Genomic DNA, 22,609 nt, shown 5'->3' on the forward strand with positions numbered 1-22,609 from the left:
ATGCAATATTAATCGGACAGATCAGTGAATTTATTTAGTTATTATTTTTTTTATTTTCTGAAACCAGATTGCGAGCAGAATTCCCCCTTCAGATTAAAAAATTAATCTAAAGATGTGCTCAATGTCGTGGGAGAAAAACGCAGAATCACCTATGCTGAAAGGGAAACCAGACTGCCGCTATCCCCAAAGTACTTGGAATTGCAGGTAGGCATCAAATAAACGCATCCCGATGAGCTTACTTAAGTAAGTGATTTGGGTAAGTGAACGCAGCTAACCCCTGTGGCCTCAAAAAGAAGGGGATAAACGGAGATTGGCGATGCGCATCTTAATAACCGGAGCTACCGGACTGATCGGCCGCAGTCTAACTGCCTTCCTTTTATCGCAAGCCCATCAAGTCACGGCTCTCACCCGCGACCTAAAACGGGCAAATAACGTGCTCGGCGCGCAAGTCACCTGTTGGTCGACGCTGGATGATAAACATGATCTTAATGATTTTGATGCGGTGATCAACCTGGCTGGCGAACCCATTGCTGAAAAACGCTGGACTTCACAACAAAAAGAAATTCTGTGCCAAAGTCGCTGGCAGATAACCGAAAAACTGGCCACCTTGATAAAAGCCAGTAGTGAACCACCGGCGGTGTTTATTTCAGGATCTGCGGTAGGCTTTTATGGCGACCAAGGGCAGGCATTGGTGACCGAAGAAGAGGCTCCACACGATGAATTTACTCATCAGTTATGTGAGCGTTGGGAAAGCCTGGCTCGCGCCGCTGAAAGTAGTCATACCCGAGTTTGCCTGTTACGTACCGGCATCGTATTAGCGCCCCACGGCGGTGCGTTAGCCAAAATGGTGCCGCTATTGCGCCTTGGGTTGGGCGGCCCTATCAGTGATGGCCGTCAATATCTGCCGTGGATACATCTCGATGATATGGTACATGGTATCTATTATTTACTGACCACCGATGGCTTGAGCGGCCCATTCAATATGGTCTCCCCTTATCCGGTGCATAACGAGCAGTTTATTGCCACGCTGGCCGACGTGTTGGATCGCCCAGCGGTAATTAGGACCCCTGCGGCAGCCATTCGGTTATTACTGGGCGAGTCGGCCGCATTGGTATTAGGCGGGCAACGAGCAGTACCTCAACGATTGGAAGAGGCAGGCTTTGGCTTTCGTTATTTCGAACTGGAAGAAGCACTGCGTAATGTGTTGAACAAGTCCGTGGCATAACAGAATCGCTGCGAGAGAGTTATTTCGATTCTCCCGCAGCGCTATTACTTCAATGCACCAGAAAGGAACTGCTGTAAGCGGGTGCTCTTAGGATTACCAAAAAGCTCAGCTGGCGGGCCTTCCTCTTCGATAACGCCTTTGTGCAGGAAAATAACATGGCTGGAAACATGGCGTGCGAACTCCATTTCGTGAGTCACCACCACCATGGTTTTCCCCTCTTCTGCCAGTTTTTGCATAATACGCAATACTTCACCGACCAGTTCCGGGTCCAGTGCAGAGGTAGGCTCATCAAACAGCAAGACATCAGGTTCCATCGCCAGCGCCCGTGCAATAGAAACACGCTGCTGCTGACCACCGGATAGATGGACCGGATATTTAGCCCGTGCGCGCTCATCAATCCCGACTTTATCCAGATAGCGAATGGCACGCTCTTTGGCTACCGACTTGCTCAGCCCCAAAACTTGCACCGGGGCTTCCATCACGTTTTCCAGCACCGTCATATGGCTCCACAAATTGAAATGTTGGAAAACCATCGTCAGCCGAGTTCGCAGTAATTGCAGCTGTTTTTTATCGAAGACTTTTAGTTGCCCGTCTTTATCCCGTACCAACCGGATATCTTGATTATTGACGCTAATCGAACCTTCACTCGGTTTTTCCAGAAAATTGATACAACGTAAAAAGGTGCTTTTCCCCGAGCCAGAAGAACCAATAATAGAGATAACATCCCCTGCTTTGGCTGAAAGTGAAACACCTTTTAATACCTCATGCTCACCATAATGCTTATGCAATTCCGTCACAGACAGTTTGGTTTCAGCTCTTTTAGTTTCTAATGTGTCAGTCATGGTTTTTAATGTGTCAGTCATAAGGTTCTCCATACTTAATGCGATGCCTGAGGTTTTATATGAGCCAGCCAACGGTTCTCTGCCTGGCGAAACAGGCTAATTAGCGTAAAGGAGATAATCAGATAAAGCACCGCAGCAATACCAAAAGCATAAAATGGCTGGTAAGTTGCCGCGTTAATATCACGCGCTATTTTCAGTATATCTGGCACGGTGGCAGTAAACGCCAATGCGGTGGAATGCAGCATTAAGATGACCTCATTACTGTATGCCGGTAAGGCAATACGCAGTGCAGAAGGTAAAATAATGCAGCGATACAATTTAAAACGTGAAAAACCATAAGCTCTGGCGGCTTCGATTTCACCATGCGGCACCGAACGAATGGCTCCGGCAAAAATCTCTGTGGTATAAGCGCAGGTATTCAGCGTTAGCGCTAAAATAGTGCAATTCAATCCACTGCGGAAAAAGGCATTAAGCAGGTCATTGCCTCGGACAATCTCCAAACTGTACATTCCAGAATAAAATATCAGTAATTGCACGTACAGCGGCGTGCCACGGAAAATATAAGTGAAAATCCATACCGGCAAGCGGATCCAGCGCCGCTCAGCCACCCGCGCTACAGCTAAAGGAATGGCCAGCAGCCCCCCAATAACTACCGAGGAGATTAATAACCATAAGGTAACCGCCATCCCAGTGAAGCGATAGCCATCACTCCAGAGCAGGGCTTGCCAGTATTGATGCAGGATATCAATCATAGCTCAGCCCTCTTTACTCCATGGGAATAGCGCCGCTCCAACCACAGCAATATACCATTCGATAACGTAGTGAAAATCAGATAAACCGCGCCAGCGACTAAAGCAAAGAAGAACGGTTGATAAGTGCCCTTTCCAGCCAATTGTGTTGCCTTAACCACATCATTTAATCCCAAGATAGAGACCAATGCTGTCGCCTTTAGAATCACTTGCCAGTTATTACCAATACCCGGCAGCGCGTAGCGCATCATCGCCGGAAACAGGATCCGGCGGAAAATCTGACCAGGGGTGAAACCAAATGCAGTAGCCGCTTCAATCTGGCCCGCCGGAACCGCCATATAAGCACCACGGAAGGTTTCAGTGAAATAAGCACCATAGATAAAACCAAGGGTAATAATCCCGGCGGAGAGAGGGTCAATATTGATTTGTGCAAAACCGAGCGATTCAGTAATGCTATTAAGGATTATCTGCAAACCGTAGAAGATAAGCAGCATTAAAACTAAATCAGGCACTCCGCGGATCAACGTGGTATAGCACTCAAACAAGCCCGATAACAACCTGTTTGATGATAACTTTCCACCGGCACCCACCAAGCCGATAATCACCGATAGCAGCACCGAGCACAGTGCTAATTCCAGTGTCACCAGCGCACCTTCAAATATCAGTTTCGAATATCCATCCAGCATCTGGGTTATCCTGTTTTACTGAGTAAGGAGTCTGGTTAATTGCTTTTGCTTAATGACCCTATCGTGGCCCCTGCCCCCTTGGCAGAGGCCATCACGGCAAGGTGATTAACCGCCGTAGACATCAAAATCGAAGTATTTTTTCGCGAGTTTGTCGTAGGTGCCATCTTTGCGCATTTCTGCAAAGGCAATATCCAGCGCCGCTTTCAGTTCTACGTCATCTTTACGTAAGCCCATACCGGTACCTACACCAAAGAATTGATCATTTTTTACTGACGGCCCGGCAAATGCATAACCTTTACCGACTTCTTGTTTCAGGAAACCTTCACTGCCAGCCACTTCATCCTGGAAAGCCGCGTCGATACGACCAGAGGCCAGGTCAGAGTAGATCAAATCCTGATTTTGATAGGCGACAACATCGATGCCTTTTGGCTGCCACTCAGCATTGGCGTATGCTTCCTGAGTCGATCCCTGTAACACCCCAACGCGTTTACCTTTCAAAGCCACTAATGTCGGCTCAATTGTGCTGCCTTTGGTGGCGATTAAACGGGCATTGGCCGCGTAAAGTTTATCGGTGAAGGCAATCTCTTTCTGGCGTTTTTCAGTGATAGAGAGTGAGGAGATAATGGCGTCGATTTTTTTGGCTTTCAGCGACGGAATCAATGCATCAAAGTCACTTTCAACAAAAGTACATTTGGTATCAATACGGTTGCATAACTCTTTTGCTATATCTATATCAAAACCGACCAGTTCCCCACTCGCATTTTTAGATTCAAAAGGCTCATAAGTTGGATCAGTACCAATCTTGACCTCTTTCGGGATAGCGGCGAAAGCACTGCTGACAGCAGCCAATGCTAATACCAGAGGAAGAACTTTAACCAGCTTATTCATACATAACCCCCAAATTGATTTTCGATGCCACAAAGCGCGTTAGATTTCTGTACTTCCTTGAGCGTTCATAAATCAATTTGCAGTAATCGTGCCAGTAATTATTTGGTGGGCAAGGTAACTCCCCCAGACTATTCCTTTGCACGATAACCAATAAAACCGATAAACGTGAGGCATCAAGTCATAAATAGAAACTAGATACGAAATTCATGCCACAGCATAGGCTCTGAAACAGGATCATTGTGGTGCATAACCCGCCCCATTTCAGTGCGATGTTGCACAAATGCATCAATTAAGAGAGAAATGTTAATTATCACCTTGCCAACGACTGAACAGATCTTCAGGTAGCTCGATATCAAACTGATCGATAACCCGATTCACGGTCTGATCAATAATATCCTGGATAGTTTGCGGGCGATGATAAAACGCAGGTAGCGGCGGCATAATAACCGCCCCCAACTCAGCAGCTTGTACCATTAGCCGTAAATGGCCTAAATGTAGTGGGGTTTCGCGGACACACAGCACCAATGGACGGCGTTCTTTTAATATCACATCAGCAGCACGGGTCAGCAAACCATCGGTGTAGCTATGGACAATTCCAGATAACGTCTTGATTGAACAGGGTAAAATAACCATACCGTTAGTTTTGAATGACCCCGATGAGATGCCAGCGGCAATGTCACGAGAATCATGCACAACATCAGCCAGCACCTGCACAGCTTTAACATTGAACTCAGTTTCTAGCGATAACGTCTGGCGGGCAGCGTTGCTGATAATCAGATGGGTTTCCACCCCCTCGACATGTTGCAGCACCTGTAACAGCCGTACACCATAAATGGCTCCGCTGGCACCACTGATGCCGATAATAAGTCGTTTCATGGAACACTGCCTCACACTAAAGTTATGCTTGTTGGAGTCAGCATAACATAAAGGAATATGGCGAGACTTTGCCGCATCGGGCACTGATTAGCAAATTATGCTCCCATATCTTATACCCGATAGATTTCAAGATGACGGATAGATAACAAAAAAGGTGCAACGCGCCGGAACGCTGGTTGCACCTTTTTGATTCACATTCTGTCGATCACTCAATATACCCCATAAATTTCAAAATGCAGGGTAGACGGCAAACGAAATAATCCCGATGAGCTTACATAAGTAAGTGATTCGGGTTATTGAGTGCGGCCAACACATCTGTAACTTGAAAGATGACGGGTATTACCCTTCGTTATGCATCTCCAGATTCTCCGCTTCGTTATGGCTACGTAATGCCTGCGCATCATCGTTACGTAACAACTCAAGATATTCCAGATAGCCCTGATCCACATCTTTAGTGACGTAAACGCCGTTAAAGACCGAACACTCAAACTGCGTGATATCCGGGTTATCTTCGCGTACAGCCTCGATAAGATCAGTAAGATCCTGGAAAATGAGCGCATCAGCACCAATCAACTGGCGGATCTCATCCACTTCACGGCCATGGGCAATCAACTCATTGACACTTGGCATATCGATACCATACACATTCGGGAAACGGATTTCAGGGGCTGCAGAGGCGAAATATACTTTCTTCGCCCCAGCCTCACGCGCCATCTCGACGATCTGTTCCGACGTGGTGCCACGAACGATAGAATCATCTACTAATAAAACATTCTTATCGCGGAACTCTGCACGATTGGCATTCAGTTTACGGCGTACTGACTTACGGCGTTCCTGCTGACCCGGCATGATAAAGGTACGGCCCACATAGCGGTTTTTCACAAAACCCTGACGGTACGGTTTATCCAGAATACGAGCAATTTCCAATGCGATATCGCAGGAGGTTTCCGGGATAGGAATGACCACATCAATATCCAGATCTTCCCACTGTTTGGCAATTTTTGCCCCCAACTTCTGCCCCATGCGCACACGTGCACTGTAAACAGAAATTTTATCCATAAAGGAGTCCGGGCGGGCAAAATAAACATACTCAAACAAGCACGGGTTATATTTCGGATTTTCAGCACACTGCCGGGTGAACAACTGACCTTTTTCGGTGATATACACCGCTTCGCCCGGCGCAACATCGCGCAGGAATTCGAAGCCAAGGGTATCCAATGCCACACTTTCAGAAGCGACCATGTACTCATTACGACCATCAGCCAAGGTGCGTTTACCAATCACCAGCGGGCGGATGCCGTTAGGATCACGGAAAGCGACCATACCATGGCCAATAATCATTGCAACACAAGCATATGCGCCACGGATCAACTTATGCGTGGCGGCAACAGCGGCAAAAACGTTGTCAGATTCCAACGGATAATGCTGGAAACGATCCAATTCACTGGCAAAAATATTCAGCAGAATTTCCGAGTCAGAAGTGGTGTTCACATGACGGCGAGAAACTTCGAATAATTTCTTTCTCAGTTCGTGAGCGTTAGTCAGATTACCATTATGGGCCAGGGTGATGCCAAACGGTGAGTTAACGTAGAAAGGCTGGGCCTCGGAAGCACTGGAACTGCCTGCTGTCGGGTAACGAACATGGCCAATTCCCATATTCCCCTGCAAGCGCAGCATATGCCGGGTTTCAAATACATCCTTCACCAAGCCGTTTGCTTTACGCAGCCGGAACCCATTGTGGGCATCAATGGTAACGATGCCCGCGGCATCCTGGCCTCGGTGCTGAAGCACCATCAGCGCATCATAAATCGACTGGTTTACCGGTGAAAAACCGGCGATACCGACAATACCGCACATGTTGTCTTTTCCTCATAAGCCGCTCCGAACCGGTAATTGATTCGGTAAGAAACTCGACGTGCTCTGTAGGTAGTCAAAGAACCACCTGATGATATAACTGAACTGCGGGATTAATTGTGACTGTTTCCAGTCAGCACTCTGTGAGAAACCGGTAAACGTATCCAGAAAGAACAACATGGCAGAGACAATCAGAACACCTCGCAGCGCGCCAAAACAGACCCCCAGCACCCTGTCAGTTCCTGATAACCCCGTACGTTCAACCAGCGAACCAATCACATAGTTCACAATAGCCCCGACGATCAATGTCGCGATGAACAAAATGCCGATAGCAATCCCGTTGCGAACCACTTCATCCTCAAAACGGGTGAAATAGACCGCAAGGTAAGTGTAAAAATGACTGGCAACAAAAAACGCACATCCCCATGTTACAAGTGACAATGCTTCACGGACAAAACCTCGGATTAAGCTGACCAATGCAGAAAATCCGATAATCCCTATAATGACGTAATCAATCCAGACCATGACGGTTCCAATAACGAAATCGCCGCTGCATCTTGTTCGCGGCGAATTCTAACAGAAAAAGAAAACGTTTGCGTAGGGGAATTCTTACCCGTAACAAATTAAAGTGCGGCAATTTTAAAAACAACAATCGCCGCACAAACTTAGCTCAAAAACCCCGTACGCCCTGACCTCTTAACTTTTGGTCTTAAACTTTAACGCGCCGTATTATAGGGTATAATCCGCCCTTCTAGGCCGCTTAATGAATTAAGCTCCGGCAACACGGCTTGTAGTTTTTGCTTTGACGCATCCGGCCCGACAAACACCCTGGTTAACTGGCCCTGAACCGGCGTTGCAGGCACCGTAAATGCCCGATGACCTGACAGGCGCAGCATCGCAACTATTTCATTCACTTTAGCGGTATTTTTTAGCGCCCCCAGTTGGACAACATAAGCCTGCCCCACCGGGGCTTTTTCTTCTATTATTGCCGGTTTCTGTGGCTGAACCTCAGGTTTAACCTCAGGTTTGGCTTTCACTTCCTGCGGTTTTTTCTCTACCGGGATCGGTTTAGCTTCGACCGGTTTTTTCTCAACCGGTTTCGCTTCAACCGGCTTATTTTGTATTGGTGGCGGTGCCACGATAGTCGGTTCCGACCGAAGGTTACCGGCATCATTAGCAGCCTGAGAGACAGAATCGTCTTTGGGGATTTCCACGGCTTGTGCCGCGCCTTCCGGTGGTGCTATAGGCAGAGGCTGACCGATTGGAGGAACTGCATCAATCTCCTGACTATCGCCTGGTTTTGGCACCAGTGGGATAGCTGCAAATTCATCCTCATAATGCTTCTTTTTACCATCCAGTAGCCCCGGCAGCACAATCACGCCCAATGCCACCAGAATTATGGTCCCGACTAAACGGTTCTGGAACTTACTTGCCACTCGCACTCCCCAATTCAAAGCCTTGATAAATTCGACGCTGTCACAGATTCAATGCTGCCATCACATGAGCAACAGTATGGAAAGAGCCACAGACAATGACCACATCCTGTGGTTCGGCATCCCGCATAGCCTGACGCCAGGCAGCTTCTACATCGCTAAACTGGCGAGATAGCGTCAGATGTTCAGCTAATTGCGCCGCAGTGGCTCCACGCGGCCCTTCCAGCGGCGCGCAGTACCATTCATCAACCTGTTCGGATAAACACGCCAACGTACCACCAATATCTTTATCTGATAACATCCCGACCACCGCCCGGACTTTACCCTGTTTCGGCAATCGGGCCAGCCTGTCGGTAAGATAACGAGCCGCGTGCGGGTTGTGGGCGACATCCAAAATCAGCAATGGTTGTTCACTGACTATTTGAAAACGCCCCGGCAAACTGGCTGCCTGCAAGCCCTGGCGAATAGCCTCTTCGCTCACTGGCAAACCGGAATAATGCAATACCGCCAATGCGGTAGCAGCATTAGCCAGTGGCACATTCGGTAATGGCAGATTAGCCCACTGATGGTCACCACATTGCCAGTCCCAGCTGCTTTTTTGTTGATCAAATGGTTCCTGCTGACTGAAATACCACGCAATATCGCGCTGATACAGTTGCGCATCAAGTTTTGCTGCCACCTCGGCAATGGACTGCGGCATATCCGGTTCACCCACTACCGCAGGTTTAGCCTTACGGAATACGCCGGCTTTTTCGCGCCCAATGCTTTCACGGTCAAACCCCAGCCAGTCAGTGTGATCTATCGCAATACTGGTAATGGCTGCGACGTCAGAATCAACAATATTGGTCGCATCCAATCGCCCGCCCAACCCAACCTCCAGGATCACCACATCAAGCTTAGCCTGCTTAAATAATTGCAGCGCCGATAAAGTCCCGAACTCGAAGTAAGTCAGTGAGATACCACCGCGCCCGGCTTCAATTTGGGCGAAAGAGTGGCTATGTTCCGCCTCAGGCAGTTCTTGCCCCTGAATACGGACTCGCTCGGTGTAACGCAAAAGGTGAGGTGAGCTGTAAACCCCGACCCGCAGACCCGCCGCAAGTAAAATTGATTCCAGGGTGCAACAGGTGGTTCCTTTGCCATTGGTTCCGGCAACGGTAAACACTTTTGGGGCAGGTTTAAGCAGATCCAGTCGTTCAGCAACCTGTTTAACACGTTCCAGACCCAACTCGATTGGCTGAGAATGCAAACGCTCTAGATAGTCAAGCCACGCAGCCAAAGGCGACGTGGCTTGGGGAATTTGATGATTGTCCATGAGTCCCACCACTGGCCTTTATATCCTTTGTACTAGAAACCGCAGGAATAACCGGGCACCACCTTATCAGGGTAGTGCCCGTTGGGATAATCAGGCTTCTGCCTGACTATCCGTCGCAGCAGCATCGACTTTACCATCAACCACAATGGGTTGCGGTTGATGAGTTAATTTAGACAAGATGCTGGCAATGGTCTGACGCAGGATCGGGCGGCGGACGATCATGTCGATCGCGCCTTTTTCAATCAAGAACTCACTGCGCTGGAAACCCGGCGGCAACTTTTCTCGAACGGTTTGTTCAATAACCCGTGGGCCGGCAAAACCGATCAAGGCTTTTGGCTCAGCAATATTAATATCACCCAACATGGCCAAACTGGCGGAAACGCCCCCCATGGTAGGGTCCGTCAGCACAGAAATATACGGTAAACCGCGCTCTTGCATTTTAGCCAAAGCAGCACTGGTTTTAGCCATCTGCATCAGCGACATCAATGCTTCCTGCATACGGGCACCGCCACTGGAGGAGAAACACACCAACGGGCAATTGTCTTCCAGCGCCTGTTCAACTGCACGAACAAAGCGAGCACCAACCACTGACGCCATAGAACCGCCCATAAAGGCAAATTCAAATGCAACAGCAGTAATAGGCATGCCCTGCAAGGTTCCTTTCATGGCAACCAAAGCATCTTTTTCGCCAGTATCTTTTTGTGCGGCAGAAATACGATCTTTATACTTTTTGGAATCCCTGAACTTCAGAATATCCTTCGGTTCCAGTTCGCTACCCAATTCAACTTCACTGCCTGCATCCAGTAGCATATGTAACCGTGCACGGGCTGACATACGCATATGGTGATCACACTTAGGACAAACTTCCAGATTGCGCTCTAACTCGGCACGATAAAGTACCTGACCGCAACTGTCGCATTTCGTCCACACCCCTTCAGGAATACTCGCTTTACGGGTTTGTGTGATATTGCTTTTGTTAAGAATTCGTTCAATCCAGCTCATCGATGACCTTTCTGTTTGAACCTGGCCGTTGCCAGTCCGCTATTCATGCTTTAACCATCTTCCTGAAAACGACCCAACAAAAAATGCCTGAGATACACGCCAGTACAGCGTGACTAAGGCACTGGAGCCTGGGTTGCCTGCAGGAACAGACCATAAATGTCACTCATTAAACCATATTGGCTCGACAGTGTAGATAAAAAACTGGTCGAACCCTCGGCTTAGGTAACATTTTTACTGATTTTTCTGCCGTGATTGCGCGCGCCGATGCCGCCAAATTTCGAATACACCCGGTAAGATTGACAGCACAATAATGGCGACAATCAGCAATTTCAGATTGTTCTGCACAATTGGCACGTTACCAAACAAGTAACCAGCATAGGTGAATAACAATACCCATACCAATGCCCCAATCACGTTATAAGCCGCAAAGTGCCGGTAAGACATTTTACCCATTCCGGCGACGAATGGCGCAAAAGTACGGATTATTGGCACAAATCGTGCCAAAACAATCGCTTTACCGCCATGTTTTTCGTAGAACTGATGCGTTTTGTCCAAATAACTGCGGCGGAAAATTTTAGAATCCGGATTACTGAATAGCTTTTCACCGAACACTCGACCAATAGTGTAGTTAATGGCATCCCCCAGAATGGCGGCGCTAATCATCAGGGCAACCATGATGTGCACATTAAGATCATTCGATGGCAATGATGCCAGTGCGCCGGCCACGAACAGCAAAGAATCCCCTGGCAGGAACGGTGTTACCACCAAACCTGTTTCGCAGAATAAAATCAGGAATAAAATGCCATAAACCCAAATTCCATATTGCGCCACCAACTCAGCCAGATGAACATCAATATGCAAAATAAAATCAATAACGAAACGTATAAATTCCATAAATACTCTCGAGTGTTAAACATGCCTAATCTTTAATTGAGTGAGATTAGCTGAACTCCCTTAGCGATCCCTTAACCCAAGGCGACCCATCCCCCATCAATTTAGAGCAATCAGTCATCCGCCAAAAAAAGTGGCCCCATCGGCACTTTGGGTAAATCAAAGTGTTCAGGATAGTCGACGGAGACTAAATATAACCCTTCTGCTTTTGCGGTTGCCGCTGCACGTGCTCGGTCTTTCAGTGCCAGCAACTTTGCCATCCAAGTGACATCTTGATTGCCACAGCCAATCTCTATCAGGCTACCGACAATATTACGCACCATATGATGAACAAAAGCGTTAGCCTTGATATCTACCACAATATACGCACCATGTCGGGTCACTTTGACATGTTTTACATTTCGCCACGGGCTACGGGATTGGCATTGTACTGCACGGAACGAGGTAAAATCGTGCTCGCCGAGTAAACATTGCGCGGCCTGTTCCATTTTTTCGGCATCCAGCGGTAGATAACAATGGGTCACCCCTTGCGCCAATACCGCAGGACGATAGCGATGGTTAAAAATAATATAGCGATAGCGGCGGGCCGTAGCGCTGAAACGGGCGTGAAAATCATCATCAACCGTTTTTATCCAGCGCACGGCAATATCTGAAGGCAAATGGCTGTTGACACCCATCGTCCAGGCGGCAGCTTTGCGCTCCGCCGTGGTGACAAAATGCACCACCTGCCCTGTGGCGTGCACGCCCGCGTCAGTCCGCCCGGCACAGAGTACGCTGATAGGCTCATTGGCAACGTTCGACAGCGCTGCCTCCAGGCAAGTCTGCACGCTGATGACGTCCGACTGTCGTTGCCAGCCAAAATAATGGCTGCCGTTATATTCAATACCCAGCGCAATTTTGCTCCCGGCAGTTGTCACTACTGCCGGTTTATCTTGCTGAGCCAACTCAAATTCGGACATCAGTAAAGTTGCTCCTGCAACAGGCGCTCCGCCGTTTCAATGGCCATTAATGCGCCGCCAAAGCGAATATTGTCGGCTACAGACCAGAACTGCAACACTTCGGGAATACCATAGTCGTTGCGGATACAACCAATGCTCAGAACTTCACTGCCAGAGGCATCACTGACCTGAGTCGGATAATCATCTTCTTCAGACAATTGAATATCTTCACAATTTTCCAGTTCACCACGCGCTTCTTCAGCGGAGATTGGACGCAAGGCTTCCAGATGAACGATTTGTGCCTGACCATAAAATACCGGCGACTGAATGCAAGTCACTGAGATAGGCAGACCTTCGTCTTGTAATACTTTGCGCACCTGATCAACCAGGCGACGTTCTTCACGCACACTGCCCTCTTCATCAGCCAGCAGTGGCAAGACGTTAAATGCCAGTTGCTTGGCGAAAATGCTCGGTTCGGCCGGAATACCATTCAGTAGTTTGGCACTTTGACCAGCGAGATCATCCACAGCCGCTTTGCCGTGGGCAGAGGCGGAAATCAGCGCGGTGACATGCAGACGGGATAAACCGGCCTGTTCAGTCAGCGGTTTAATCGCGGTTAACAACTGGCTGGTCAGGCTATCGGCGACCGCGACAATATTGCGATTGCGATACTCTGCCAGCACTTGAGGATTCACACTTGGCACCACCAGCGGCACATCCATTTCCATTGCGAAAAAGCCACTGCTATCAATCACTATACACCCCGAGTTAGCCGCTTCTTCTGCGTATTGCTCCGAGGCTTCACGGCCGGCGACGAAGAAAGCTAATTGCACTTGGGACCAGTCAAATTCAGCGGCATTTTCAACCAGCAAACTTTTACCGTTAAAACGTACCGTCGCACCGGCACCGCGTTCGCTGGCCAGCGGATACAATTCACCAACCGGGAACTGGCGCTCATTTAACAGTTCCAGTAAAGCGTCACCTACTGCGCCCGTTGCTCCTAACAGAGCAATATTCCAGCCGTCAGACATGTTGGTTTTCTCCACTATGATTCATACAAAGATAAAAAGGCGATAAAACACCGCCTGATGATTAATATCATGGAGTTATAGCAATTGAGTGCCAAACCCTAATTTCTGCAACAACTCGGCACTTGCTGCATCGTCACATTGCACACAAAGTGACGACCATTCACGCCGTTCCTGATAGTGCTTACGCAGGCGGTCAAACTCACCCGGCAGGCCCGCAACACGGCGCAGCGGCGCATCATCGCGGCGCACATCATACACTAAGTGCATCAATCGTTTTAATTTGCCTTCATCCAGTTCGCCATTCAGCCGCAAGTGGCTGAATTCCGGTACTGGCAGTAAAGAGGCTAATTCTACCGACTGCGGCTGGCCCAAGTGCTGAGTGAAGGCTTCAAAGACTTGAGTGGTACCACGTGCTTTACCTTCGAGCGTATATCCGGCGATATGCGGAGTCCCGATATCGACTCGGCTCAACAGAGGTAAAGACAGCTCCGGTTCAGGTTCCCATACATCCAAAACCACACTGAGCTTTTTACCTTTCTCCAGCGCACGAAGCAATGCCGCGTTATCCACTACCGCGCCACGGCAAGCATTAATCAGAATACGCCCCTCGGGCAGCGCCGCCAGTAATTCATCATTAGCCATGTGCAGGCTTTGGTAGGCTCCGGTTTTATTCAGCGGAGTATGGAAGGTCAGGACATCCGCCTCGCGCACCAGTTTCTCCAGTGGCCAGAAAGTGTCGTTATCACCACGATCGGCACGCGGTGGATCGCATAATAATGTGCGAATGCCCAGTGCTTGCAGACGGGCATTCAGCCGCGCACCCACATTACCGACCCCGACGATGCCAACGGTTTTATCACCTAACTGGAAGCCGTCACGCTCGGCCAGCAGCATCAAAGCAGAAAAGACATACTCAACCACGGCGATCGCATTACAACCGGGGGCAGCGGAGAAACCAATACCTTGCTGCTTCAACCAGTGGTCGTCAACATGGTCGGTACCGGCAGTTGCCGTACCAACAAAGCTAATCGAGGTACCTTGCAGCAATGCTTCATTTACTTTGGTTACCGAGCGCACCATCAGCGCGTCTGCGTCAGCCAGTGCATTATGGGGGATTGGCCGCCCCGGCACGGCCTGTACATTGCCTAAACGCCGGAATAATGCTTCCGCATAGGGCATATTCTCATCAACCAGAATTTTCACTTTGTTCTCCGACAGCTTGCTGCCTATGGATGAAAAACAGGGGACTTAGTATATACCCAAAGAGCCGGGAAACACCCCTGCGGCTTCAAGGATGAAGGATGACAGGTGTCCCCAAAATCATTGGAGCTGCAGGTAGGCGGCAAGCGAATAAATCCCGATGAGCTGACTCAAGTCAGTGATTCGGGTGCGTGAGCGTAGCCAACACCCCTGCGGCTTCAAGGATGACGGGGATTGTTGCGCCGGAAACGCTCCGGTGTCGTCCCTGAAATGTGTTGGAACATGGCAATAAAGGCTGATGCTGAACTGTACCCCACATCCAACGCCACATTTTGTACCGTTTTACCCTGTTCTAACAATGAGATAGCATGTAAAAAACGCAACCGCTGCCGCCATTCGCTAAATGACATCCCCAACTCCTGCTGGCAACGGCGCGATAAAGTCCGTTCGGTGGTATAGACCCGTTTGGCCCACAGTGACAGCGATGTATTATCCGATGGGCAGCGTTCTAACGCTGCCAGAATAGGCGAGAGCAGTTTATCCTGCGAGGTGGGTAGATAAGTGCGCTGTACCGGTGACACCTTGAGTTGATCAATCAGTACCAGGGCTAATCGCATATCTTGATCGCTTTCCGGTATCAATAAACCACGGGCAAAACAATCTTCCACAATGGCATTAAAAATAGGGCTGACATTCATCAGACAAGCAGTGTCAGGTAACTCATCACAAAGCTCCAGGGCGATATCAATGGCACGAAATTGCATCGGCTTGCGGTTATGACTGGAATGCTCAATTCCGGCGGGTATCCAGACACTGAACTCAGGCGGTGCCAGAAAGCGTTGCCCAACGATACTCATTGCCACCACCCCTGACGTTACACAGATCAACTGCCCGTAAGGGTGGCTATGTGGCAGGAATTCAGTATTGGCATTGAATGCCTCACAGCGAAAAGACAAACTCTGCGGCACAGTAGTGACAACCACGGGAAAAGAGGGTTCTGCCATAGCGAGTCATCTCCGATGAAAATGAGGCTTTCCGCCGAGATTGTCCTAATCACAGCAATTATTGTCTGATTATCAGTATATAGAATAAATCAGACAACTGTAGACTACATCACATAAGTATTTAGATGAGAATTATTAGCATGAATGTGTTATTTCCTTTATTTGCGGTGATTATTTGGTCGATCAATGCCGTTGTCAGCAAGATATCCGCCACCGCTATTGATCCGGCCGCTATTTCTTTTTATCGCTGGTTGCTGGCATTACTGACATTAACGCCATTTTTACTGCTGGGTGTTATCCGTAACTGGCAGGCGATACGCGTCTATTGGTGGAAGTTGATGATATTGGGTCTGCTTGGCATGGTGCTGTACCAAAGCCTGGCTTATTACGCCGCCCACAGTGTCAGCGCCTTGTTTATGGGGATTCTTAGCTCGTTAATTCCATTGCTAACCGTTCTTATCAGTATTGTCGTGCTACGGGTAGCACCCACGGTCGGGATTGCACTGGGCAGCGTGCTGTCATTAGGCGGGTTAGTGTGGCTGGTCAGTGCGGGTAACCCGGTACAACTATTGCAACAAGGTATCGGTAAAGGTGAACTGATGATGTTCGGCGCATCGGCGTCCTATGCCTTATATGGTGTATTGACCAAACGCTGGGCGATTCAGTTACCTAACTGGCAATCCCTTTATATGCAAATCGCCTTTGGTGTGGTGTTATTACTGCCTAATTTTCTGTTAGCTCAGGATGTCCAGTTAACCGCGCAGAATATCCCATTGGTATTATTTGCCGGTATTCCGGCTTCTATTATTGCGCCATACTTGTGGATCCACGGCGTAATGAAGTTGGGTGCTAACACGGCATCGATATTTATGAACCTGACGCCGGTGTTTACTGCGATTATTGCTGTGACATTCCTCCATGAACAGTTACATAGTTATCATCTGATTGGTGGTGGCATTACGCTGGCTGGAGTGGTCTTGGCTCAACGGCTACGCATACCGTTACGAAAAGCGACGGCACAGTAAAAATAAGGTAGCGGCATACATTCTACCTACGCCGCTACCGCAGGACTCCTCTTTTATTCCGCGCTGACACATAAAAAATGCACCATGGACTTTACTATAAACCGTGTTATATCAGAATGATGCCAGCCACAGGCGCAGTTTCATGCCCCAATAGCTGGTCCATCCGCTGGTGTGTTGCACCATTTTTCCTTGATAGAGGATCACCACCGTCGGCGTGACATTAATTTGCCACTGGGCGGATAACTGGCCTTGCGGGTCGTTAATCACTGGCAGTTGGTAGCCTTTTTTGTTCAGCCAACGCTCAACCTGCGGAGCATCCCCTGAACGCAGCGCCACTGTCAGCACATTCTCGCCCTCTTCTACCAACTGATTGACGCTGGGGCTGGTAAATTTGCACACCCCACACCATGTCGCCCAGAAATAGACAAGCAACGGCTTGCCCTGGCTCATTTCCTGCAAGGAAACCGTCTTCCCCGCCAAAGTTTGCAATGGGGTATCCGGCCAATCAACCGGTGCCTGTGGGCTACGCAACCAATCCATTCCCAGTGAGACCACCGCCACCAGCAGCAATAAAACAACCAGTTCTTTGCCCCAACGCTTTATGCGGCTCATTTACCCGCCTGCGCCAGTTGCTGTTTCACTATCTCCTCCAGTTGCTGGTAGGAAATCGCGCCCGGTATCATTTGATCACCAATCAAGGTGGCAGGCGTGCCCTGAATACCCAACTGATCGGCCAGTTTCAGATTAGTACGCAACACATTCAGGCTTTGATCGCTCGGTTCCACTGGCGTGACGCCGGTTTTTTTCTGGGCCGCAGCAATACTGTCGGCATCGTGGCTCCCCTTTTTCGTCATCAAACGCTGATGAAATGCCAGGAACTGATCCGGATGTTGTTGCCACAAAGTCAATGCCAGTCGGGCGCTGGTCACCGAGCTTTCACCTTTAAACGGCAACGGTTTTATTACCACCGCAACCTGCGGGTATTCCTTCACTATCTTTTCCAGCAACGGATCAAATGTTTTGCAGAACGGGCAGTTGTAATCGGTGAATGAAACCAAGGTCAGAACAGGGGTTACCGCACCGAACCGTGGGCTACCGGGGTCCTGATACAGAGCTTGCTTATTGGCTGCGATAAACTGACCCAGTTGCTGCCCCTGCGCATCATTGGCTTGCTGCTGCCAGGCATTAACCGATTGTTCTAAAATATCTGGGTTAGCTATCAGGGTTTCACCGATCAGCTCTTTAATACGGACTTCCTGCTCTGGGGTGAAGGGAGCCGCCGCCGCCCACAGTGGCGTGGAGATCAGCGCGAATAACAAAACCATTAAAATTTTCATTCTTTATTTCCTTTAGCATCGGCCAACACTTTTAATAAAACATCACGATCCAGCAAGGGAGAAAGTACAACGCCCTGTGGCTGCTGTGGCCCATAAATCTGATTGAACGGGATTGCGACACTGCCGCGCTCACGTAAGAATTCGGTAATTTCAGCGGAAGGACGCGTCCAGTCACCGCGCAACGCCACCACATCGGGTGCTTGCAGGGCCTGCTGTACATCATCACGCATTAACACGTGTATCTTGTTGACTTTGCAGGTCACACACCAATCAGCAGTAACATCAACAAACACCCTTTTATGCTCGACCAAGGCTTTCTTAATGGCGGATTCCGTTAATGGCTGCCACTGGATATTGTCATGCAGGGGTTTACGCCACACATCAGCGGTCAGCGAACCTGCCAGCAGCGATTTACCTGCCAACAAGCCACCAACAACCAATACGCAAAGTAGACTGACAATTGCCGCAACGCACACACCATAACGCCAGCCAATGGCCAGTAACAGCGCCAGCAACAGAACTCCGGCCATCATCACGACCATTTGCAGACCAATATGACTGACCATCAAGCTCAGTAACCACATACTGGACGCCAGCATCAGCACGCCCATACCTATTCGCAGATGATTCATCCAGCGACCGGGGCGCGGCAGACACAGTGCCAATTTGGGCCATGTGGCAACCGCCAACCACGGCAGGCTCATACCGACCCCGAGGGCGGTAAATATGCCCCATAACGCAGGTAGGGGAGCGGCCAAGGCAAAAGCCACTGCGGTCCCCAGAAAAGGAGCGGAGCAAGGGGTTGCCAGTAAGGTGGCTAGTGCGCCCTGCCCAAAATGGCCAGCCATACCCCGCCTACCGGACGTCTCAAGGCGAGGCGCAGCAATGCGGGTATTTAACGACGAAGAGAGTCGAATCTCGAACAGGCCGAACAAGTTGGCGGTAAAGAGCGCGGTGACCAGCACCATAAACCCAATAAACCATGGGTTTTGGAACTGAATCCCCCAACCAAGGGCATGGTTACCTAAACGCAAGGCGGTCATCAGCAATGCCAGCAACCAAAATGAGGTAATTATCCCGGCAGAAGAGGCCAGAAACTGCCAACGAACCTGACGGCGGGTTTGATGTTCCGTTTGAAGAATTGACCCCAGTTTCATCGCCAATACCGGCAACACACAAGGCATCAGGTTAAGGATAAGCCCCCCTGCCAACGCCATCAGTATCCATGACCAGAAGGGGGTGGGTGACGTCGGTAAACTGAGTGCTGGCCCGATAGTCACAGTAACCTGTTGCGCTAAACCGGCATCGGTAATCACCATGGTCAGCGGCTTACCACGCAGATCCCCCGTCCCCTCGCCCCAGCCATCGGTCGCCGGAACCTGTACCAATAGCTGATTGCCCTGCACTGTCACTATCGGCTTACCGAGATCCACATCTTCCAGCGTATCGAAGAACAGCTCTGGCTGTTGCCAACCTTCATCACGCTGGGCGAGGATTTGCACTTCACCTTGACTAAAACCGGCCTGGATCTGTTGGGTCAGCGCATTGGCAATCGGTATCTGCCCCATCGCCTGCGCAAAATCGTGTTCGAATTGCTGCTGGTTTTCGGCACTTACGGGGGCGGAAAGATCAACGCTAAAGGGGTAGTCAGTCAAAATACAGACATTGCTACAGGTAGACAGGGTGAGTGTCCCACTCAGTGTCTTGGATGTCTTAGCGGAAATCACTATCGGCAGCACCACTTGCTCATGATACCCCTGAGTAGAAATCCCCGATACATCAAAGCGTTGCGGCACCGGCCAGTACCATTTCACCGCGTCAAGGGGCGAGTTCCACGCGATAGTGGGCGCAATGCCCCCTTCCCCCGGCGAGCGCCAATAGGTTTTCCAGCCTTTTTCAAGCTGAACGCTAAGTAACATGCGAGTTTCACCAGCAGCAGGTTCGGCACGGATCCGAACCTTGGCATGGTCATTTTGCGGACTGACCAGCCAGCCGCTATCTGCCGCCCAAAGGGCCGGCATCCATAGCAGCAGACAGAACCAGGCTGCCTTGCTTAAATTGAACATTATCTTTCTCCAAAAATAGATTAATCACAGCAACATAAAAGGTTGCTGGTTTTATTCCCGGAAAATACATAATCGTAGATGCACCCTCAAACCACTGGGTGATATGACTCTGGGCGGTGGGAATCTCATGCGGGCAGGTATAACTGGTACCAACAGCAGAAGTAATAGGCCCAGAGAGAAAATAGCCAATTCGAACAGAACGGGCGGTGACGCCAACAGGGATTTAGCACTTAGCTCACAAGGTGTCGGGGCTTCATTTGAATCGACAGCAACCAGTGATGATGTCAGGAGAAGATTTTTTTCTAACGCGTGCAAGCTGGCGATGCGTTGTGTCATACAAACCAGTATGACCAGGCAAGCCAGACAGAGGAACCACTTGGCAGCGCGTTGTCGTTTCAACATTATCCGTATTTAATCATTAGCAGTGCTTAACCATGACCCGTGTTAGTTATCTCTGGAATGGTTAAATCAATCCCATTCAAGGTTGAGCGCCCATCTTAGCGGCATAATCAAGATTATCAATCTTTGAACCTAAACAATCAGTCAAAGTGACATTTAATTACAAAGACATTTAACCAAAAAAATATAATCTGACGGTATGGGTCATCCACATTTACAGGTATTATAGCCGTAGCCTGCGTCTACCTCCGGGCTACCTATGGATCTTCCACAGTATCGCCCCACAGCGAAGGACGGGTTATATGCAACCTTTGAACGGCCCAGGTGTCCCCATTGCCAGTGATCGCAATGTTGCGCCGACCAAGATGCCCCATCAGGGCCAAGTGGACGATAAAGCACTCACTCCGGTGCAACGCACGGCGCTGGAAAAGCTGATTGTGCGGATCATGGCCCTCAGCCCGATTAAATCAGCCGAGATATGGGCCGCCCTGCGTCATGATTTATCCCTTAGCAGCACCGGTGATTTACTGGCCCGCCATTTCCAGCCAGCAGAGCAATTGCTGCAAACCCGCCTGTCGCAGGTACAAGAGAATCACGCCAATCATCAGTTGCGCCAACAACTGACTGAGCTGTTGCCCTTGGGCAATAACCGACAGGCGGTCAGTGATTTTATCCGCCAGCAATTTGGTCATACGGTATTAAGCCAGTTGAGCCATTCGGAGTTACAACAAGTGTTGGTGTTATTGCAATCCGGCACCCTGAATATTCCACAACCACAACTCACAACGATAACTGACCGGCCATTACTGCCTGCGGAGCATCAGAATATTCAATCATTGGTAGCGAAACTGAGTGCAACAACCGGCGAGCATCCAGCCAAAATCTGGCAAGCGCTGTTTGATATGGTGGGGGTGAGAAGTAATGACCCGCTACCAGCACGTCATTTCCAGATCCTCAGCCAGTTTTTACAGACCAAAGTGGCCCTCAGCCAGCAAACTGCGCCGACCTTAGTTAACCTGCAAACCGCACTGAAGCAGCCCGCCGATGCGCAGGAACAACAGTTATTAATTGATTACAGTCATAATCGCTTTCAGGCCAGTCCCACTACGCCACTGACACAGGCGCAGTTGAATGACATTATCAATGTCCTGTTTACCGCCAGATTAGACCGGGCTAACGCGGTTCAGCGTTCAGCCGAAGATCAAAAACCCCTTCAGCCATTGATTAACCCGCTGATTGCCGCATTGCCGCAATCATTGCAATCCTTGTTACAAAAACCGTCACTGGCGTTCGTCGCGCTGATTATTGTGATGGCCTTTCTACTGGCTATTTCCCTCTAAACCGAGGTGGGTAAAACAGCGGCTAATAAGTCAATGTTGGCTCAGGTTATTTCTGCCTGAGCTACGAGTCTTTCTATTATTGTAACAGACCCCAATATCATGGTTGCAAAAATGGAAATGACCATAGATTATTAGCCATGCCCCGTGGGGCTTACTTTTTAAATCCAGTTAGTGACATTTTATTATTTTTTATTAATGTGAAATATCATTAATATTATCTTTTTGTCACTTTTGATTTATTCAATCCATCATTACACTTCACCTGGCTAAACTTACAAATAGCATGTTATCTAACGACGTATTAATGCGACATAAACTCAAAATTTATAAAAATTAACAGGATAGAGGATACCAATGAGAAAGATAAATATATTTATTATTATCGCATATTTATTCACTGGAAGTGCTGAAGCCTTTCAATCTGTGGGGAAATCGGTCTTGTATTCAATGGGGTTATTAGCCTCACACCAGGTAATGCTCACGCTCAATGAACGTACCGATGATCCTGTCA

At 49.2% G+C, this 22,609-nt stretch carries 22 protein-coding genes; 3 read left to right on the forward strand and 19 right to left on the reverse strand.

Annotated features, from left to right (window positions below; translation table 11 throughout):
• The first annotated feature begins 316 nt into the window (after positions 1-316).
• Positions 317-1,225, forward strand: a complete 909-nt coding sequence (locus tag AEP37_RS10625; RefSeq protein ID WP_049613126.1) for a TIGR01777 family oxidoreductase — start codon at positions 317-319, stop codon at positions 1,223-1,225.
• A 44-nt stretch (positions 1,226-1,269) separates the two neighbouring features.
• Here the strand turns inward: AEP37_RS10625 and hisP are convergent, their stop codons facing one another.
• From hisP to AEP37_RS10700, 15 genes are all read right to left on the reverse strand, one after another.
• Positions 1,270-2,067 carry a histidine ABC transporter ATP-binding protein HisP gene (gene hisP, locus AEP37_RS10630; RefSeq protein WP_049613172.1) on the reverse strand — a complete coding sequence of 266 codons (798 nt, stop codon included), beginning with the start codon at positions 2,065-2,067 and terminating at the stop codon, positions 1,270-1,272.
• 35 nt (positions 2,068-2,102) lie between these two features.
• On the reverse strand, positions 2,103-2,819 hold the full coding sequence (locus tag AEP37_RS10635; protein WP_049613128.1) for an ABC transporter permease: 717 nt from the start codon (positions 2,817-2,819) through the stop codon (positions 2,103-2,105).
• On the reverse strand, positions 2,816-3,502 hold the full coding sequence (locus tag AEP37_RS10640) for a histidine ABC transporter permease HisQ (RefSeq protein WP_049613129.1): 687 nt from the start codon (positions 3,500-3,502) through the stop codon (positions 2,816-2,818). Before AEP37_RS10640 ends, AEP37_RS10635 begins: the two co-directional genes overlap by 4 nt.
• A gap of 105 nt (positions 3,503-3,607) precedes the next feature.
• Positions 3,608-4,390, reverse strand: coding sequence for a lysine/arginine/ornithine ABC transporter substrate-binding protein ArgT (argT, locus tag AEP37_RS10645; protein WP_049613131.1), 783 nt, complete (start codon positions 4,388-4,390; stop codon positions 3,608-3,610).
• Between the two features lie 303 nt (positions 4,391-4,693).
• A complete protein-coding gene (locus tag AEP37_RS10650) occupies positions 4,694-5,266 on the reverse strand; it encodes a UbiX family flavin prenyltransferase (protein ID WP_049613133.1) in 573 nt (190 codons plus the stop codon).
• A 339-nt stretch (positions 5,267-5,605) separates the two neighbouring features.
• Complete coding sequence (gene purF, locus AEP37_RS10655) at positions 5,606-7,123, reverse strand: amidophosphoribosyltransferase (protein ID WP_049613135.1); 1,518 nt, start codon at positions 7,121-7,123, stop codon at positions 5,606-5,608.
• 12 nt (positions 7,124-7,135) lie between these two features.
• Positions 7,136-7,645, reverse strand: coding sequence for a colicin V production protein (cvpA, locus tag AEP37_RS10660; protein ID WP_049613136.1), 510 nt, complete (start codon positions 7,643-7,645; stop codon positions 7,136-7,138).
• 191 nt (positions 7,646-7,836) lie between these two features.
• Positions 7,837-8,556: a cell division protein DedD gene (gene dedD, locus AEP37_RS10665; protein WP_049613138.1), complete on the reverse strand. Its 720-nt coding sequence runs from the start codon at positions 8,554-8,556 to the stop codon at positions 7,837-7,839.
• Positions 8,557-8,596: 40 nt separating this feature from the next.
• Positions 8,597-9,865, reverse strand: coding sequence for a bifunctional tetrahydrofolate synthase/dihydrofolate synthase (folC, locus tag AEP37_RS10670; RefSeq protein ID WP_049613140.1), 1,269 nt, complete (start codon positions 9,863-9,865; stop codon positions 8,597-8,599).
• A 90-nt stretch (positions 9,866-9,955) separates the two neighbouring features.
• Positions 9,956-10,867: an acetyl-CoA carboxylase, carboxyltransferase subunit beta gene (gene accD, locus AEP37_RS10675; RefSeq protein ID WP_049613142.1), complete on the reverse strand. Its 912-nt coding sequence runs from the start codon at positions 10,865-10,867 to the stop codon at positions 9,956-9,958.
• A gap of 231 nt (positions 10,868-11,098) precedes the next feature.
• Positions 11,099-11,761: a DedA family protein gene (locus tag AEP37_RS10680; protein ID WP_049613143.1), complete on the reverse strand. Its 663-nt coding sequence runs from the start codon at positions 11,759-11,761 to the stop codon at positions 11,099-11,101.
• Between the two features lie 110 nt (positions 11,762-11,871).
• Entirely contained in the window at positions 11,872-12,717 is an 846-nt protein-coding gene (gene truA, locus AEP37_RS10685; RefSeq protein WP_049613145.1) for a tRNA pseudouridine(38-40) synthase TruA, read from the reverse strand.
• Positions 12,717-13,727, reverse strand: coding sequence for an aspartate-semialdehyde dehydrogenase (locus tag AEP37_RS10690; protein WP_049613147.1), 1,011 nt, complete (start codon positions 13,725-13,727; stop codon positions 12,717-12,719). Before AEP37_RS10690 ends, truA begins: the two co-directional genes overlap by 1 nt.
• A 75-nt stretch (positions 13,728-13,802) precedes the next feature.
• The gene (gene pdxB, locus AEP37_RS10695) at positions 13,803-14,930 is read right to left on the reverse strand and encodes a 4-phosphoerythronate dehydrogenase PdxB (protein ID WP_049613150.1); all 1,128 of its coding nucleotides are present in this window, start codon (positions 14,928-14,930) and stop codon (positions 13,803-13,805) included.
• Between the two features lie 215 nt (positions 14,931-15,145).
• Positions 15,146-15,931, reverse strand: coding sequence for an AraC family transcriptional regulator (locus tag AEP37_RS10700; protein WP_049613153.1), 786 nt, complete (start codon positions 15,929-15,931; stop codon positions 15,146-15,148).
• A gap of 140 nt (positions 15,932-16,071) precedes the next feature.
• Here AEP37_RS10700 and AEP37_RS10705 point away from each other — a divergent pair, with 140 nt between their 5' ends.
• Complete coding sequence (locus tag AEP37_RS10705) at positions 16,072-16,956, forward strand: DMT family transporter (RefSeq protein ID WP_049613155.1); 885 nt, start codon at positions 16,072-16,074, stop codon at positions 16,954-16,956.
• Positions 16,957-17,067: 111 nt separating this feature from the next.
• Here AEP37_RS10705 and AEP37_RS10710 read toward each other — a convergent pair whose 3' ends face one another.
• From AEP37_RS10710 to AEP37_RS24275, 4 genes are read right to left on the reverse strand one after another with little or no spacing between them, the layout of a single operon-like run.
• Complete coding sequence (locus tag AEP37_RS10710) at positions 17,068-17,568, reverse strand: protein disulfide oxidoreductase (RefSeq protein WP_049613156.1); 501 nt, start codon at positions 17,566-17,568, stop codon at positions 17,068-17,070.
• Positions 17,565-18,293: a DsbA family protein gene (locus tag AEP37_RS10715; RefSeq protein WP_049613158.1), complete on the reverse strand. Its 729-nt coding sequence runs from the start codon at positions 18,291-18,293 to the stop codon at positions 17,565-17,567. The genes AEP37_RS10710 and AEP37_RS10715 overlap by 4 nt, the downstream gene beginning before the upstream one ends.
• The gene (locus AEP37_RS10720) at positions 18,290-20,359 is read right to left on the reverse strand and encodes a protein-disulfide reductase DsbD family protein (protein WP_049613159.1); all 2,070 of its coding nucleotides are present in this window, start codon (positions 20,357-20,359) and stop codon (positions 18,290-18,292) included. The genes AEP37_RS10715 and AEP37_RS10720 overlap by 4 nt, the downstream gene beginning before the upstream one ends.
• A gap of 51 nt (positions 20,360-20,410) precedes the next feature.
• Complete coding sequence (locus tag AEP37_RS24275) at positions 20,411-20,761, reverse strand: hypothetical protein (RefSeq protein ID WP_053101955.1); 351 nt, start codon at positions 20,759-20,761, stop codon at positions 20,411-20,413.
• A gap of 299 nt (positions 20,762-21,060) precedes the next feature.
• On the opposite strand from AEP37_RS24275, the gene flk reads away from it, so the two are divergent.
• Positions 21,061-22,098: a flagella biosynthesis regulator Flk gene (gene flk, locus AEP37_RS10725; protein ID WP_049613161.1), complete on the forward strand. Its 1,038-nt coding sequence runs from the start codon at positions 21,061-21,063 to the stop codon at positions 22,096-22,098.
• Positions 22,099-22,609 lie beyond the last annotated feature (511 nt).

This window comes from Yersinia pekkanenii (assembly GCF_001152565.1).
Lineage (GTDB): Bacteria > Pseudomonadota > Gammaproteobacteria > Enterobacterales > Enterobacteriaceae > Yersinia > Yersinia pekkanenii.

Bases quoted from the DNA above. Each gene is read 5' to 3' on its own strand.
- AEP37_RS10635 (WP_049613128.1), bottom strand. From the start codon at position 2,819: ATGATTGATATCCTGCATCAATACTGGCAAGCCCTGCTCTGGAGTGAT.
- flk (WP_049613161.1), top strand. From the start codon at position 21,061: ATGCAACCTTTGAACGGCCCAGGTGTCCCCATTGCCAGTGATCGCAAT.
- cvpA (WP_049613136.1), bottom strand. From the start codon at position 7,645: ATGGTCTGGATTGATTACGTCATTATAGGGATTATCGGATTTTCTGCA.
- purF (WP_049613135.1), bottom strand. From the start codon at position 7,123: ATGTGCGGTATTGTCGGTATCGCCGGTTTTTCACCGGTAAACCAGTCG.
- AEP37_RS10705 (WP_049613155.1), top strand. From the start codon at position 16,072: ATGAATGTGTTATTTCCTTTATTTGCGGTGATTATTTGGTCGATCAAT.
- AEP37_RS10625 (WP_049613126.1), top strand. From the start codon at position 317: ATGCGCATCTTAATAACCGGAGCTACCGGACTGATCGGCCGCAGTCTA.
- AEP37_RS10680 (WP_049613143.1), bottom strand. From the start codon at position 11,761: ATGGAATTTATACGTTTCGTTATTGATTTTATTTTGCATATTGATGTT.
- AEP37_RS10710 (WP_049613156.1), bottom strand. From the start codon at position 17,568: ATGAGCCGCATAAAGCGTTGGGGCAAAGAACTGGTTGTTTTATTGCTG.
- truA (WP_049613145.1), bottom strand. From the start codon at position 12,717: ATGTCCGAATTTGAGTTGGCTCAGCAAGATAAACCGGCAGTAGTGACA.
- AEP37_RS10690 (WP_049613147.1), bottom strand. From the start codon at position 13,727: ATGTCTGACGGCTGGAATATTGCTCTGTTAGGAGCAACGGGCGCAGTA.
- folC (WP_049613140.1), bottom strand. From the start codon at position 9,865: ATGGACAATCATCAAATTCCCCAAGCCACGTCGCCTTTGGCTGCGTGG.
- AEP37_RS10720 (WP_049613159.1), bottom strand. From the start codon at position 20,359: ATGTTCAATTTAAGCAAGGCAGCCTGGTTCTGTCTGCTGCTATGGATG.
- hisP (WP_049613172.1), bottom strand. From the start codon at position 2,067: ATGACTGACACATTAGAAACTAAAAGAGCTGAAACCAAACTGTCTGTG.
- AEP37_RS10650 (WP_049613133.1), bottom strand. From the start codon at position 5,266: ATGAAACGACTTATTATCGGCATCAGTGGTGCCAGCGGAGCCATTTAT.
- accD (WP_049613142.1), bottom strand. From the start codon at position 10,867: ATGAGCTGGATTGAACGAATTCTTAACAAAAGCAATATCACACAAACC.
- argT (WP_049613131.1), bottom strand. From the start codon at position 4,390: ATGAATAAGCTGGTTAAAGTTCTTCCTCTGGTATTAGCATTGGCTGCT.
- AEP37_RS10640 (WP_049613129.1), bottom strand. From the start codon at position 3,502: ATGCTGGATGGATATTCGAAACTGATATTTGAAGGTGCGCTGGTGACA.
- AEP37_RS10715 (WP_049613158.1), bottom strand. From the start codon at position 18,293: ATGAAAATTTTAATGGTTTTGTTATTCGCGCTGATCTCCACGCCACTG.
- AEP37_RS10700 (WP_049613153.1), bottom strand. From the start codon at position 15,931: ATGGCAGAACCCTCTTTTCCCGTGGTTGTCACTACTGTGCCGCAGAGT.
- AEP37_RS24275 (WP_053101955.1), bottom strand. From the start codon at position 20,761: ATGTTGAAACGACAACGCGCTGCCAAGTGGTTCCTCTGTCTGGCTTGC.